We start from the raw sequence: 15,945 nt of genomic DNA on the forward strand, positions 1-15,945 counted from the left end.
TTTGACACTGACGTAACATCCTCCCGCCCACCTTGTAACAATAATATAACATCCTCTATACAGAAACATGCGGTTTTAAGCCATTTTCATGGCGAAAAAGCCGCATATTTTTTGTAGCAATGACTTGACATCCTCGGGAGTATTGTGTGTAAGAGATAGTCTTCCGCTATAAAAACAGCAGTTGGAAAAAGGGGTATTTTGACATACAGTGGTAAATTGATTATTCTGGCCCCTTTGGGTTCTTCTGCCCCAACCAATTGCCCGTTTTCTACTTCCAATGAAATTATTTCTGTGATATAATATTGGTATCAAGTAAAGGCTGATATCATAAAAGACGGAATCACAGATAACACATGGCGTGCATACCTTGATAAAATGGATGCTATGGGACTTTTCGAACTGCTGGAACTGAGGCAGAAAGGTTTCGATAGGTTCTATGAGCTGACCAATTATTAATTGGGTGTTCACGGTACTTGATGAAGTAATGTGCGAGGGCTGCCGTAATGGCGGCTCTGTTGCAAATGAATGATCTGAAAAAGGACAGGAGGAAGAGCAATGAATCTGTTTTACTCACCGGAGTATGCAAAAACAGGAGATGTAATCCCATATTACAATGATGAAACAAAACGGTTTGAAGGTTATTATTTAAAGAACTGGAATCCGGATGCGCCGAAGGATATGGTCGTGTACGGATGGCATCATATTGTTTCGGAGGATAACCGGAATTTCATAGAAACGCCCACCAACATTCACGGAGGGACAGGTTCCATTCTGAAAGTGAACGGACTGTATCACATGTTTTACTGCACGTTTGATCAGGAACCGCAGGCCCAGTGGGCAAGACATGCGACCAGCACCGATCTGGTACACTGGACAGATATACCGGAAGAGAAATTTACAGCAGACGGAGAAATCTACAGAATGTCGGACTGGAGAGATCCATTTGTATTCTGGAATGAGGAAGAGCAGGAATGGTGGATGCTGCTTGCAGCACGGGAAAATGGCGCAACTGAGAGAAATGGCTGTGTAGCGCTTTGTGTCTCAGATGACCTGGCTCACTGGGAATACAGAAGACCGCTTTACGCACCGCGAACCCATCAGGGAGCATATGAGTGTCCGGACTTCTTCAAGATGGGAGACTGGTATTATCTGGTTTATTCCAGTTATACGGACGGATTCAGTACCTATTATCGTATGAGTCGGTCCCCCAAAGGACCATGGCTCAAACCCAGAGTGGATACCTTTGACGGAAGAGCTTTTTATGCGGCTAAGACAGGGACGGATGGAAAGGATCGTTTTATTTATGGATGGAATCCGACCCGGGGAGAAAACGGATGGGGCTTTGATCCGGGGAAGGATTTTGGAAAGGACTATCAGACCTGGAACTGGGGCGGTTCCATTGTAGTACACAAGATCCTGCAGCATGAGGACGGGACGCTTGGGGTATGCCCGGTGGACAGTGTAGCCAATGCGTTTGTCAGGTCGGAAGAAATACATGCAGAAGGGCTGACCGGAACATGGACGAAAGATCATAACACCCTCAGCTGCTGCTCGGAATACGGTTATTCGGCTGCGCTTGCGCAGAAAATCCCGGAACAGTGCTGTATCCGTGCAACTTTGAAATATACAGGAGAACCGTCCCGGTTTGGCCTTGCTTTGCAGGTGGATGAGAAATTTGACTTCGGATATTATCTGATGTTTGAGCCGGAGTTCAACAGAATTCAGTTCCGTTCCGGACTTAGAATGTATGAACAGGGAGGACAGATGTTCCCGTATGCGGTAGAGATGGAGCGTCCGCTTACTCTGGAGACGGACAAAGAATACGAACTTGCACTCTATATACAGGATACAATCGCCGTACTCTATGTAAACAACGATGTGGCTTTTGGTTTCAGAATGTATAATTATCAGGGACGCAGTCTCGGAATCTTTGTCTCTGAGGGAAATCTGGAAGTAAAAGATGCAGTGATTATGACGGAAGATAAATTTATATGATAACTCTTTGAATGAGGCAGTTGTAGAACTTTCTTTGCGTGGGAAACCGATGAAGGTTACAAATCAGGAACTGGCACCCGATTTATCTACAAAAGGCTGTTTCCCAAAAGCCTGGATCAGGAGAGAAAAAGAGTTTATTTTATTGAAAGATGGTGGTGATGATGCTGTTCAAAAGGAACTCTTAGCAAGTAGATTGTGTCAGTGTTTCGATTTTAAACAGGTGAAATATAAAGAAGGTTTTTATGATGGGCAAAAAGTAACTGAGAGTAAAATAATAACCTCCAGGCAGTATTCTATTGTTTCTAAAATGGCATTTGAAATATATGCGCAAAATCATGACTTGAATGTAGTAGATGAGTGTTTGAGGATAGATAAAGAGACTTACTATGGAATGAATATACTGGATTATCTGGTTGGTAACATAGATCGACATCCGGAAAACTGGGGACTTTTGGTTGATAATCAGACCAATGAATATGTTTCACTGTATCCGATTATGGATTTTAATCAGAGCTTTGGAAGTTATGACACGATAGATGGAGCAAACTGCCAAACGGTTTATCCTGAGAAAAGAACGCAGCGGGAGGCGGCAATTGAGGCAGTCAGACATATTGGGTTACATCAGATTCAAGATATAGATGAAGATTTTTTTGAAAATAAGACAGAAGGGAAAGTAATGTTCTTTCGAAGACATAAGGAATTAAAAAATGCTGTAGATGACTGTGATTTTTGAATGTAAGATGTGACAATGACGTTACATCCTCTTACCCATTTTGTGACAATTATATAACGTCCTCTATACAGAAATATGCGGTTTTCAGCCAGTTACGCGGCAAAAAAACGCATATTTTTTGCCATGCGTGCAAAAATCCGTCCGGTGGACGAATTTTTGTTGCAGCAATGACTTGCCACGATTGAGCAGGCAGAGCAGATACTGATGGTAGATAATGAAATGCTCATAAGGATTAAGCATAATGAAATTTCAAACCATAACCTTAATGATAAATTTTATCAAAAAGGTTGTGGTTTTCTTGTTTATGAAATGGAGAACGGCAGGATTTCCTGACAGGAAACCGGAAGCCCTCCAGGTGTTTGTAATTCATAAATTTGTCTTTTTCTTAATACTTTTATTTAAAAAAACAAGAGAGTGTGTTAAAATTTTTTATACATTTATGGACATTTTCTTATATGACTGCAACTGTGATTCAAGAGGAATATGGACAGGAAAATATAAAAAGTGTTATGAAAAAGGAAACAGGAGGTTTTTACATGAAGTTAACAATGGGTGGCATCAAAGACAGTGAATCCTGGAAGAAAGCAGGCATCACCCTTCCCGGATATAATGTGGAGGAAGTTTCCGAAAAGGCAAAAAGAGAGCCGCAGTGGATACATTTTGGTATCGGGAATATTTTCCGTATTTTTATCGGCGGTATTGCAGATGGGCTTCTGGAAGAAGGGGTGATGGACAGAGGGATTACCTGCGTGGAGACTTTTGATTATGATGTGGTAGATAAAATTTATGAACCATATGACAATCTGGGTCTCAGCGTGATTCTGCATGGAGACGGTACACGCGATTATAAAGTTTTGGGTTCTCTGGCAGAAGCGGTCAAAGCCCAGTCTTCCGACCCGGGGCAGTGGAACAGACTGAAAGAGATTTTTGCAAATCCTTCTTTGCAGCTGGTATCGTTTACGATTACCGAAAAAGGTTATGCCCTGCAGAAAGCGGACGGTACCTGGTTTCCTTTTGTGGAAGCGGATATTCAGAATGGACCGGATAAAGCGGTTGGAGCCATGGCTGTGCTGACTGCCATGCTTTATGAGAGATATCAGGCCGGCGGGTATCCCCTGGCACTGGTGTCTATGGATAATTGTTCCCAGAATGGCGCAAGGCTTCGGGAATCTGTGCTGACCATGACTGAGGAATGGCAGAAAGCAGGATATGTGGATGCAGGCTTTGTCAGTTATGTAAGCGATGAAAAAATCGTGGCGTTTCCGTGGACGATGATCGATAAGATTACACCGCGTCCAAGTGAACAGATTGCGGAAGATCTTGAAAATCTGGGTGTAGAAGAGATGCATCCGGTTATCACTGGAAAGAAAACCTATATTGCACCGTTTATTAATGCGGAGAAACCACAGTATCTTGTAATTGAGGACAGTTTTCCGAATGGCCGTCCTGCACTGGAAAAAGGCTTTGGCGTCTATCTGGCAGACAGGAAGACAGTGAATCTGGCAGAGCGTATGAAAGTAACGGTATGCCTGAATCCGGTACATTCTGCGACCGGTCCTCTTGGAGTGGTTCTGGGATACGATCTGTTTGCCCATATGCTGAACACAGACGAAGATATGATGAAAATGGCCCGTATGGTGGCTTACGATGAAGGACTTCCGGTTGTTCCTGATCCGGGCATCCTTTCTCCCCAGGCATTTGTGGATGAACTTTTTGACGACCGTTTTCCAAATGAATATCTGGGAGATACCAATCTGCGTCTGGCTGTAGATGTATCTCAGATGGTAGGTATCCGCTTCGGAGAGACGATCAAAGCCTATGCGGCAAAATACGGAGATGCTTCCCGTCTTACTGCGATTCCTCTGGGAATTGCCGGATGGCTCCGTTATATGCTTGCTGTGGATGACAAGGGAAACAAATACGAACTTGCTCCGGATCCGATGAACGGAGAAATTCGGGAACAGCTAAAAGATATTGTAGTCGGACGCCCGGAAACCTTTACGGATCAGCTGAAGCCGATTCTATCCAATGAGCGCATGTTCTTTACAGATCTTTATCAGGCAGGAGTCGGGGAAAAAATCGAAGGCATGTTCCGCGAAATGCTTGCCGGACCCGGAGCTGTGAAAGCTACAGTACATAAATATGTCTGCAGATAGAAAAAATTCAAAAACTTCACTTTGAAATAATTTGAAAAAAATATTATAATAAAGTTACAACGAGTAGCATTCATGCGTAAGTCCAGTTGCGCAGATGCTGCTCGTTTATTTTTGAAATGGAGGAATAAGAAAATGAAACGGGTAAAAGCGGCATGTATTTGTCAGACACTTCATTTTATGCTGAAAGAGGATATCGGACATGATTATGCGGTAAAACTGGTAAATGAAGAATATGAACAGTATAAGGCGAAACTGGAACGCAGTCATACACGGTATAAAATAGTTGAAGAGACAGTACAGCCGGATGGTTCAATTATGGTTAAGATTATGAAACAATATAATGCAAGTCCGGTAGGAAACTATCTGGATTAAGGGAAAAGAAAAGCGTGTAGCCAGCGGCGTAAATCCAGCAAATGCCGGGCTGCACGTTTTTTTGTATCATAGGAAAGTGCTTTGCATTTTCCTATGATACAAAAAAGCCCTCCGGGCAGGATTCTTTATCATGCATTTGCTGTCGCACATTATGAAAATATACAATGCAGTTAAAAAGGAGGATTAAGTTAAGATGGCAGAAAGTAACAAGATGAAGGAAATGCCGGTAAATAAGCTCATGGTGCAGATGGGAATCCCCATGATCTTATCTATGGCATTGCAGGCGGTTTACAACATTGTAGATAGTGCCTTTGTTGGAAATATGCGAGTGGGAAGTGAAGCAGCACTTAATGCACTTACACTGGTTTTTCCGGTTCAGATGCTCATGGTAGCAGTTGGAATTGGAACCGGTGTGGGAACCAATGCGCTTCTCGCAAGGACACTCGGACAGGGAAATTCAAAAAAAGCAGCGAAGGTTGCAGGAAACAGTTTATTTCTTGGAGTAATTATTTATGTGGTATGCTTGCTGTTTGGAATTTTTGGAGTAAAAGCATATATTTCATCACAGACGGTTGATACGGAAGTTATTTCAATGGGAATAAGCTACTTAAGAATATGCTGTATCATTTCATTTGGAATTATTTTCTTTTCATTATTTGAAAAACTTTTACAGGCAACAGGGCGTTCTCCTTATTCTACAATAGGTCAGGTTGTGGGCGCAGTGGTAAATATTATCCTTGATCCAATCATGATTTATGGTATCGGACCTGTCCCTGAAATGGGAGTGAGAGGTGCAGCCTATGCAACGGTAATCGGACAGGTTGCGTCTGCAGTATTGCTGTTTATATTCCATATAAAATTTAACAGGGAATTTGAGCATGATATAAAGTATATGAAACCAGATGGTAGAATTATCAGGGAAATCTATGCCATCGGACTCCCGGCAATTATTGCACAGGCACTTATGTCTATCATGGTTTATGTGATGAATCTGATTTTGAAGTTTAGTCCTTCGGCACAGACCGCATATGGATTATTCTATAAAGTTCAGCAGTTTGTATTGTTCCTTGCCTTTGGTCTAAGAGATGCGATCACACCAATCATTGCTTTTGCATACGGAATGCACAGCAAAAAGAGAATTAAGGATGGAATCAAATACGGATTGCTCTATACGATTGTACTTATGATTGTTGGTGTGGCAATTACAGAAATTTTCCCGGGTGCTTTTGCAACTTTATTTAATGCTGGGCAGTCCAGAGAATATTTTATCGGAGCGATGAGGATTATTTCTATCAGCTTTATTTTTGCAGGAATCAATGTTGCATATCAGGGAATTTATCAGGCATTGGACGGTGGTATGGAATCACTTGTGATCTCATTGCTCAGACAGCTAATAGTCATATTACCGCTGGCAGGCATTTTCTCCATTTTTGTCAGAAACGGACAGATGGGAGTTTCCCTGATCTGGTGGGCATTTCCAATAACAGAGATTATTGCGTGTCTGGTAGGATATGTATTTTTAAAGAGAATTAGAAAGAACAAAGTGGAAAGTTTAAGTTAAGGAGGAGTCGGTTATGGCAAAGAGAATCATTACGATCAGCAGAGAGTTTGGAAGCGGTGGTCGACTTATCGGTGAAGAAGTGGCAAAGAAACTTGGCGTTGCATATTATGACAAGGATGTCATTGGACAGATTGCAGAACAGTCTGGATTATCGCCGGAGTATATTCAGGAAAAGGCTGAATTATCTCCAAAGAAAGGATTGTTTGCCTATGCTTTTTCTGGGCGTGATATTACAGGAAAATCAGTAGAAGATATGGTATATGAAGCACAAAGAAGCGTAATTATGGAAATTGCTGAAAAAGAAAGCTGTGTAATCATAGGAAGAAATGCAGATTTTATTTTAAAGGACAGAAATGATGTAATAAATGTCTTTATACATGGCAATATGCCGGAAAAAGTACAGCGCATATGTAAATTGTATAATGTGACAGAAGCGGACGCTGTAAAAATGATAAATGATACAGACAAAAGACGCAGAACAAACTATAATTTTTATACCGAACAGAAGTGGGGAATGGCAGGCAATTATACATTGTCTTTGAACAGCTCTGTGTTAGGATATGATATGTGTCAGAAAATCATAATGGATTGTGCAAGAATATAAGAATAATAGGGACAAATAATTCTAAAAGGGTTATTTGTCCCTTGTTTATTTTTGAATGAATTTTCAAACACGCTCTAGGGAATCCTCCGCATCCACCCACATCTGCATTGTACCATCAAGATACAGAGTGCTTCAGATATAGTCAGGAATAAAAAATGGTTTTTGAGCTTATAGACTGAAAAGACGGTCTTCGAGTATGTTGACACAAGTATCAGAGTCATAGTAAAATCCATGCTGCATACAGGATTTCATGTGTTTGAAAATTGCTTTTTGATAGATTGGAGTCAAAATTTTCGAACATGTTATAGAGCGTGTTTGGCTTCCGCGAAATGTAAGAGGAGCCATGGAAAGGGTGTTTATGAAGAAATACGTCAGCGCGGTGGTGGATACCCCGGAGATATTGGAACAATTTCTGCGCAGGGAACTGGGGCTTTCCAGAAAACAGATCAGTCAGGCAAAATTCCGTGAGGAGGGAATCTGTGTCAATGGAGAGAGATGCAGAGTAACAGCAGCAGTGAAGCCGGGAGATCAGGTGACTGTCCTTCTGGAGAGCGAAGACAGGGAATCTGCACATCTGGTGTCGGGCTGCGGAACCCTTCGGATTTTATATGAGGACGAAGATATTCTGGCGGTGGATAAACCGTCAGGGATGGTGGTTCACCCTTCACATGGCCATTATGAAGATTCGCTGGCGAACATGGCAGCCCGGTATTTCCGGGAAAAAGGGATGGCTGTCCGGATCCGTCCGGTGGGGAGACTGGATAAAGACACTTCAGGAATCGTTCTCTTTGCCAAGAATCAGGTGGCGGCAGCCAGGTTATCAGAGCAGAAAAACTCAGGAGAGTTCTGCAAAGAGTATCTGGCTCTGGTACAGGGAGTACCGGAACAGCAAAAAGGCACGATCTGTACAGATATGAATAAAGATCCGGAGAGCCTGATGAAAATGAAAACTGTTGAAAAGGGACTCCGGGCAGTAACACATTATGAAATACGACAGGTGTTTCAAGATTATTCGCTGATAAGGGTTTCCATAGAAACAGGACGTACACACCAGATCAGAGTACATATGGCTTCTATTGGCCATCCGCTTCTGGGGGACAGGCTGTATGGAAAAGATATGCGAATGGAACGGACAGCTCTTCATGCAGCTGCCTGCTGTTTCAGACAACCTTTTACAGGAGAAAAAATACAGCTGCAGGCAGAGCTTCCGGAAGATATGAAAAAAGTAATGGATGGAAATATCTGTATTATCTGATGTCTGTGGTACTGATCTGCATTGCCATGTCGTCGATCTTTCGGGAGCGGATGGTTCCATATGCGGCAGCAGTTTTCAGAATTTGCTGCGGTGTATTTGTGTGAATATGAATTTTGCAGAGCGTATCACGTGCAGCACAAAGATAATATTCGCCAAAGGATTTCATGGTGTGTTCAAACTCTGTATGGTCTGTCTCAGGGAAGAACTCCAGTACAAATTCCGTGCAGTAACGCTGGGGAAGTTCTGCCGGAGAAGCTTCTGCTGTGGAAGCAGTACCTTCGTGTGAAATGGTTTCCATGTCTGGAAGGGTAAATTCCGGATAATTTTGTATAGATAATTCCGGAGCGAAACTCTGAAGGAAGCCATCCAGAACCAGACAGAAACCATATGCTCCGGAATCAATCACCTGAAATCTGCCAAGAATCGGATTCTGAAACGGAGTCAGAAGGAGTGCGGCATGCGCTTCGTCAGTGATTCTTTTGAAAATAAGACCGGCATCTTCCGTGAGATCCAGCATGGAGATGCCGGCTTTCGCGCTTTGAGAGGCAACAGAGAGTATCGTACCGGTCATGGGATGGGGTACGGCAGCTTCCGCCGTCTGTGCACCTTTTTGAAATGCAAGAGCCAGATCACGTCCGGATATCCTGCTTTCTGCCGGAAGAGCGGTTGAAAAACCTTCAAAAAACAGTGTCAGGATCGTGCCGGAGTTTCCATGGGCACACTCCAGAAGCTGCAGATAGGCTTCATCCAGAATTTCAGCAGGGGTTCCGTCAGGTGGAAGGCTGCGTGCAGTCAGTTCTACGGAACGGGTCATATTGATACCTGTATCGCGGTCTGCGACAGGAAATACATTTAAACGATTTAACAGATCTTTTTGTTTCTTAAGATTTTCAGCTGCGTATAAAAATCCCATACGCATCTGTTCTCCATTGATCCATTCGGACATTGATCATTCCTCCAGAATATGAAAGACTTTTTGTAAAAATAGGGATTCTGTGAAAAAACAAATCATTCATGCGACATTGTTTGAATGGTTCCAAGAACCACTGTGTCGATAATTATAAACTTTTTTTTGATGGATGACAAGATGACTGTCCGGTATATCGGATAATAAATAACCAACCTGCTATTTTCCGGTATAAATGCATGAAAACACTTCATGGAATGTTTCCTGTGAACAGTAACGGTCAGTAATCTTTTTCGGAAAAGTGTATGATTTTTCCTGTAAATACTTCCGCAAAAGCATGGAATTTACGTACAATTTGGTTGCGTAATTTCGAAATATGTATTAGAATAATAAGAAACAATAAGAATTTGGTTTTATGTCGCGGGGATGATATTTTCGGCAGCAGATTTTCCTGCCGGAGATGATCCTATGTTGATTTTGTGGATAGATGGAGGAATTATCAGATGGAATCCAGACGAGTCCGTTTGATTACTCATACAGGCTGTGATATGCCGCTGGAGGAAGCGAAGGCCCTTCATATTGGAATGATTCCGGATAAAGTGATTTTTGGAGATACGGAATACCGTAACATGACAGAGATTACAGCGGAAGAGTTTTACAGTAAAATGGAAGCTGCCGGAAACCTTCCTACCAGTTCCGGACCTTCTGTCGGAGATTTTGTCAGAGCGTTTCGTGAAGCTGCCAGAGATGCGGATGAGATTCTCTGTCTGATGATCACGTCCCGGATGTCAGGCTGTTATGCGACAGCGGTGGCAGCAGCGGGAACCGTGAAACGGCAGGGGCTTACAGTACCTGTTTATGTATATGATACGCAGCAGTGTTCGCACGGAATGGCACAGATGGTGCGTGCAGCGGCGAAGATGGCTGAAGCTGGAGACTCCGCTTTGCAGATTATGGAGAAACTTACAGAACTGCAGAGTAAAATGGGAGTCTATTTTGTGTTGGAGTCTTTAAAAAATGCAAGGAAAGGCGGTCGTGTGGGAGCAATTAAGGCACTTGCTGCAGATGCTCTTGGAATTAAACCGCTTCTTTTATTTGCAGATGGATTAGTGAGCGATTACGGTGTGGCCAGAGGAATGAATGACGGAATGGAACGGGTTGTCTCCCGTTTTGTGAAAGAAGGCATTCCGGATGAGACCGTAACGGTCTTTCATGCAGCTGCACCCGAGCGTGCGGAGGAAATGAAACAACGGATTCTGAGAGAAGTTCCACATGCGGTGATCAGAATCGAATCTGTAGGACCGGTAATCGGTATTTATACAGGAAGAGGCTGTGTTGGAATTGCATTTACCAGGAAAGAGTAAAAATGTTGTGGATGTTGACAGGTACCGGTGCATTTGGCCTTTTATTTTTATTTGAATATCAGAAATGCAGGCATGTGAAACGAAAACAGGACGGAAAAAATCCGTGGTTTTTCCTGGGCACTCTGCTTCTGATTCTGTCATGTGCAGCTTTGGGAAGAGAAAGCACATGTGCCGGCGGAATCCGTCTGGCGGCAGGAGTACTGATCCTGCTTGCAGGAATTGTTTTTTATATTGTGGTTCTGTCGGTCCCAGTGGATGCCGGAGAATATACCGGAGATACTGGGAAATCTCCTGTCTGCCGCAGCGGACTTTATGGTCGGGTACGCCATCCGGGTGTATGGAGCTTTCTGGTGTGCGGGATCGGGTATGGCATGATTTTTCCGGATGCAGTGCTTCCGGCGGTATGGTTTACTTTTTTGAATTTGATTTATACATGGTTTCAGGACAGGTATTTCTTTCCCGTATATCTGGAAGGCTATGAACAGTACCGGAAGGAAGTTCCTTATCTGTTTCCGGGAAAATAATTTGTATGAAAGGAAGGAGGGAGTGCGGTGCGTTTTAAGGAAAAACTGGAAAAGTATTCATCAAAAGAAATCTGGGATGAGTACTGCGGTTTTCTGGATCTGTCTATGGAAGAGTATATGGATATCCAGTATCGTCTGCTGAAAGAGCAGATTGCATGCTATTCCCGCTGTGGTCTCGGACAGAAGATCATGCACGGTGAGATCCCTTCTTCTGTTGAGGAATTTCGCAGGAAAGTTCCTTTGACGACTTATGAAGATTATGCGGAAATTCTTCTGAATAAGCGGACAGATATGCTTCCGGGAGAGCCGGTGGTATGGCTGGAGACTACCTGGGAGAGCGGAAACCGGCCGCAGAAGCTGGCTCCGTATACACGGGAAATGCTGGATGTATATACCAGCAATATTCTTGCCGCAATGATACTTTCCACAAGTGAGGAACGCGGCAAATTCAAGGTGCACTCAGGTGACCGGGCATTGTATGGGCTGGCACCGCTTCCTTATGCGACAGGGCTGTTTCCCATGCTGATCGCGCCTGAAATGGATATACGGTTCATGCCCTCATTAAAAGAAGCAAAGAATCTTTCTTTTTCCCAGCAGAGCAAGAGAGGATTTTCCATGGCCATGAAGTGCGGAATGGATCAGTTCTTTGGCATGAGCAGTGTGGTATATACGATTACGCAGAACTTTGAGAAATTTACTGCTTCCGGTTCGGTAAGCCTGAAAAAACTGGCAGGTGTGCGTCCGAATATGCTGTATCGGATTCTGAAAGCGAAATATATCAGTGCGAGAGATAACAGACCTATTTTGCCGAAGGACCTGTTTGATCTGAAAGGGTTTGTCTGTGTGGGAACGGACACTGCTCTGTTTAAAGACGAACTGGAAAAAGCATGGGGCAAACGTCCGATGGAAATTCACGGAGGAACAGAGCCGTCCTGTCTGGCTACGGAAACATGGTGTAAAAATGGTCTGGTATTTTTCCCGGATAATGCTTTTTATGAATTTATTCCAAAAGAAGAAATGCTGAAAAATGAAGCAGACCCGTCCTATGTGCCGAAAACCTATCTGATGGATGAGATAACCGCCAATCAGGAATACGAACTGGTGCTGACGATGTTTAAAGGCGGTGCATTTATGCGTTACCGTCCGGGAGATATGTATCGGTGTCTGCGTACATCCAGTGAGAGAGACGGAGTGATGCTTCCTCAGTTTGAATATATTGACCGTGTGCCGTCGGTGATCGATATTGCCGGCTTCACAAGGATTACAGAAAACAGTATTCGGACGGTTCTGGAAATGTCCGGACTTCCGGCAGGAGACTGGTTTGCGCTGAAGGAGTATGATGGGGACAAACGTTCCTTTGTGCATTTCTATGTGGAAGTTGCGCCGGACAGGCCGGAGGCCGGTTTTTTGAATGAGGAGATTATTCGGGAGCATTTCAGTATTTACTTCCGGCATTATGATCATGATTATAAGGATCTGAAACGTCTTCTGGGAGTAGAACCTCTGGCTGTGACGATCCTTCCGCAGGGAATTCTGCAGCGATTTGAAAAACGGTTTGGTTATCCTATGAGAAAAATCAATCCTTCCATGCAGGATGTGATCGATCTGAAACATCTGCTGGAAGAATCCGATCAGACAGGAGGCAGCGCTTATGACTCTCCTGAATGATTTTATGTTTACAAGAGTTCCGCTGATTGCGCTGCTCTGTAATATTTTCCTGCTGTTTACCCTGCTGTCTGCAAAAAAAGACTCATCGATCCGGGCGTTTATGGGGCTTTTGACTTCCTTCCTTCTGTGGACGGGCGGAGCGTATCTGATGCGTCAGCAGATTTATCCGGGTACTGGATTCTGGTGGAAAGTTTCTCTGACCGGAATTTTTCTGGTTCCTTATATGTATTTTCTTCTGGTTTCCGCTTATACGGAGCAGAAAGGGTTTTTCCTGAAAAGTGTGTGGGGAGTGGGAACGGTAATTCTGGTCATTCTGAATTTTTTTGATGTGTTTATGACCACTCCGGTAATTACGGTGATAGACGGGGAGACAGTTTCGGATTATTCGATCAAATGGCCGGCAGTTTTTCCTGTTCTGTTTACCCTGGGAATTTTTATCTGTATATGGCGGATGATATCCAAAACACTGCGGGAAGAGGGGATGCCGATGTCCTATCTGACTCCGTTGTTTGTGGGCGTTGCTGTAATGATGATCGGAATTCTGATCAATACGATTCCGGAATTTACTTCGCTGCCTACGGATACTCTTTCGTGTGCGATTAATGCGGTATGTATCTACTATGCATTTTATAAAAAAAGATTTTATGCCTTGAGCCAGATTACATCCAAAGGTTCCATGTATGTGGTATCGCTGGTGATCACAGGTGTGCTTTTGACGTCCGTGTATCACTCTGTTGAAAGCTTTATGGAGCGGAGACAGTTTGGCTCTGAAATGAATATGACGCTGATTCTGACGGTAATCTGTTCCGCGTTTGCTATTGTTATTTTTGTAGCGCTGAATAAACTGCATGACGGTCTTTTTGTCAGAGATCAGGTCCGCAGAGAAGACCGGGTGCATGATTTTTCTGTGGCTGTAAATTCGACGCTTAAGACAGAAGAAATCCTTCAGAGATTTCTGGAACTGGTACAGGAAGAGGTGCCGGTGGATCATGTATACATCTGTCTGTATGAGGAAGAAACCCGGGAATTTGTATCTGATACGAGCGTGCGGTCATTGGAGCATCCGCTGCGATTTCGGGAGGATCATCCAATGATCAGGAAGCTTCAGAACAGCCGGAATGGAATTCTGTATGCAGATTTCCGCAAAACAACAGCTTATAAGAGTATGTGGGAGGAGGAAAAGAGGCAGCTTTCCCATATTCAGGCAGCATACATACTTCCCTTTAAGGGAGACGGGCGTCTGACGGGGTTTGTTATTCTTTCTGAGAAACAGAACCGGAAGGAATACTCTTATACGGAGCTGAATTTCCTGGAATCGGTTGTATCTGTTGCCTCTATCGCATTGAAAAATGCATCTCTGTATCGGGAAATCGAAAGAGAAGCCCTTCTGGATCCGCTGACAGGACTTTTGAACCGGAGAACTCTGAATAAGAAACTGGAACAGCAGTTTGAGAAAAAAGCTTCTCCGCTTACTTTGATTCTTTTGAACCTGGATGACTTCAGTTTATATAATGAGTTGTACGGAAGTGAAGAAGGCGATCGGATGCTGGAAAAATTTGCAGAAATTCTGAAGTATGTTTTTTCAGCAGATGCGATTCTGTCGAGATACGGAGGTAAGGAGTTTGCGGTTCTTCTGCCGTATTGCGATACGCTGACTGCACAGCGGAAAACGCAAAAAGTACAGGAAATGCTGGCTTCCTATATTGCCAACAGCAGTGGAAGAATTAAGAAATTCCTGACGTTTTCTGCAGGAATCTGTTCTTATCCATCTGTGGCAGCTAATGCAAAACAGCTCCTTTCCTATGCGAATATGGCGGTTTTCCAGGTGAAACAGCATGGAAAGAATCAGATTGAAATTTATCATAATCAGGTGACCATGCCGGAATCTGTGCAGAAAGAAGAAAATATTCATGAGCTGACGTCTACCATTTACGCTCTGACTGCAGCGATTGACGCAAAGGATCATTATACGTTCAATCATTCCCAGTGTGTTTCTAATTATGCGGCGAAGCTTGCGCAGGAAGCGGGGCTGGCGTCCGATCATGTGGAAATTATACGTCAGGCAGGACTTTTGCATGATATCGGGAAGATTGGGATTCCTGATGCGATATTGACAAAGACAGGAAGACTGACGCCGGAAGAGTTTTCGATTATGAGACAGCATGTGGAGCGGTCGATCGAGATGATCCGACATCTGCCGTCACTGGATTATGTAATTCCGGCTGTTCTCGGACATCATGAACGTTATGATGGAAAAGGATATCCCAGAGGGATTTCGGGGGAAGATATTCCGGTCAGTGCACGGTGCCTTTCTATTGCGGATGCGTTTGATGCCATGGTTTCCAAGCGTTCTTACAAGAATCGGATGCCGCTGGAGAATGCGTTATCTGAAATTGAGAAGAATCTTGGTTCGCAGTTCGATCCGGAGCTGGGAAAACTGTTTGTAAAGATGATCCGAGAAGGGGTTATGGAGGTTATTTATTATTGAGAAATACAAGAAATGTGAGACATGCCGGGCGCAGAACGGTAGAACAGAATATGAGATAAGAAAAAGGGATTGTTGTGAAGGGGTCTGCTTAACGTGGAGCGGTTCATGATGATCCCTTTTTTGCGGGATTTTGCAAGGGACAGGATTTGCCTGGGAATTCTAAAGTGGGTTTCTGGTAATAATTAAAATCTTTAGTGAATTATAGGGGGCTTTAGGTAATCACAGCGAGTTTTAATGAATTACAGTAGATCTTAGCTTTGCAGAAATCCGTGGGGATTTTTTGCGTTTTTGTGCTATGGATTTCTCCGGAACTTCCGT

At 43.6% G+C, this 15,945-nt stretch carries 12 protein-coding genes; 11 read left to right on the top strand and 1 reads right to left on the bottom strand.

Annotation, left to right across the window (positions count from 1 at the left end):
- The first annotated feature begins 555 nt into the window (after positions 1 to 555).
- The 7 genes from ACTNEW_RS14705 to ACTNEW_RS14735 all read left to right on the top strand — a co-directional run bounded on the left by ACTNEW_RS14705 (position 556) and on the right by ACTNEW_RS14735 (position 8,676).
- Positions 556 to 1,995 (top strand): family 43 glycosylhydrolase, encoded by a 1,440-nt coding sequence (locus tag ACTNEW_RS14705; RefSeq protein ID WP_441062351.1) that lies wholly within the window; start codon positions 556 to 558, stop codon positions 1,993 to 1,995.
- Between the two features lie 7 nt (positions 1,996 to 2,002).
- A complete protein-coding gene (locus tag ACTNEW_RS14710) occupies positions 2,003 to 2,728 on the top strand; it encodes a hypothetical protein (RefSeq protein WP_441062353.1) in 726 nt (241 codons plus the stop codon).
- Between the two features lie 536 nt (positions 2,729 to 3,264).
- Positions 3,265 to 4,884 (top strand): mannitol dehydrogenase family protein, encoded by a 1,620-nt coding sequence (locus ACTNEW_RS14715; RefSeq protein ID WP_441062356.1) that lies wholly within the window; start codon positions 3,265 to 3,267, stop codon positions 4,882 to 4,884.
- Positions 4,885 to 5,016: 132 nt separating this feature from the next.
- Complete coding sequence (locus tag ACTNEW_RS14720; RefSeq protein ID WP_441062359.1) at positions 5,017 to 5,256, top strand: hypothetical protein; 240 nt, start codon at positions 5,017 to 5,019, stop codon at positions 5,254 to 5,256.
- Between the two features lie 193 nt (positions 5,257 to 5,449).
- Positions 5,450 to 6,817, top strand: coding sequence for an MATE family efflux transporter (locus ACTNEW_RS14725; RefSeq protein ID WP_441062362.1), 1,368 nt, complete (start codon positions 5,450 to 5,452; stop codon positions 6,815 to 6,817).
- A 13-nt stretch (positions 6,818 to 6,830) separates the two neighbouring features.
- On the top strand, positions 6,831 to 7,421 hold the full coding sequence (locus ACTNEW_RS14730) for an AAA family ATPase (RefSeq protein WP_441062364.1): 591 nt from the start codon (positions 6,831 to 6,833) through the stop codon (positions 7,419 to 7,421).
- A 343-nt stretch (positions 7,422 to 7,764) separates the two neighbouring features.
- Positions 7,765 to 8,676, top strand: coding sequence for an RluA family pseudouridine synthase (locus ACTNEW_RS14735; protein WP_441062365.1), 912 nt, complete (start codon positions 7,765 to 7,767; stop codon positions 8,674 to 8,676).
- Here ACTNEW_RS14735 and ACTNEW_RS14740 read toward each other — a convergent pair.
- Entirely contained in the window at positions 8,669 to 9,622 is a 954-nt protein-coding gene (locus ACTNEW_RS14740) for a DAK2 domain-containing protein (RefSeq protein WP_441062367.1), read from the bottom strand. The genes ACTNEW_RS14735 and ACTNEW_RS14740 overlap by 8 nt on opposite strands.
- A 464-nt stretch (positions 9,623 to 10,086) precedes the next feature.
- Here ACTNEW_RS14740 and ACTNEW_RS14745 point away from each other — a divergent pair, with 464 nt between their 5' ends.
- The 4 genes from ACTNEW_RS14745 to ACTNEW_RS14760 are packed head-to-tail and all read left to right on the top strand — an operon-like array spanning position 10,087 to position 15,627.
- Entirely contained in the window at positions 10,087 to 10,947 is an 861-nt protein-coding gene (locus ACTNEW_RS14745; RefSeq protein WP_441062369.1) for a DegV family protein, read from the top strand.
- Between the two features lie 2 nt (positions 10,948 to 10,949).
- Positions 10,950 to 11,471: a methyltransferase family protein gene (locus ACTNEW_RS14750; RefSeq protein WP_441062371.1), complete on the top strand. Its 522-nt coding sequence runs from the start codon at positions 10,950 to 10,952 to the stop codon at positions 11,469 to 11,471.
- Positions 11,472 to 11,498: 27 nt separating this feature from the next.
- Positions 11,499 to 13,139: a GH3 family domain-containing protein gene (locus ACTNEW_RS14755; RefSeq protein ID WP_441062373.1), complete on the top strand. Its 1,641-nt coding sequence runs from the start codon at positions 11,499 to 11,501 to the stop codon at positions 13,137 to 13,139.
- A complete protein-coding gene (locus tag ACTNEW_RS14760) occupies positions 13,123 to 15,627 on the top strand; it encodes an HD domain-containing phosphohydrolase (RefSeq protein ID WP_441062375.1) in 2,505 nt (834 codons plus the stop codon). The genes ACTNEW_RS14755 and ACTNEW_RS14760 overlap by 17 nt, the downstream gene beginning before the upstream one ends.
- Positions 15,628 to 15,945 lie beyond the last annotated feature (318 nt).

The organism is Blautia sp. HCP3S3_G3, assembly GCF_052063365.1.
Classification (GTDB): Bacteria; Bacillota; Clostridia; order Lachnospirales; family Lachnospiraceae; genus Blautia_A.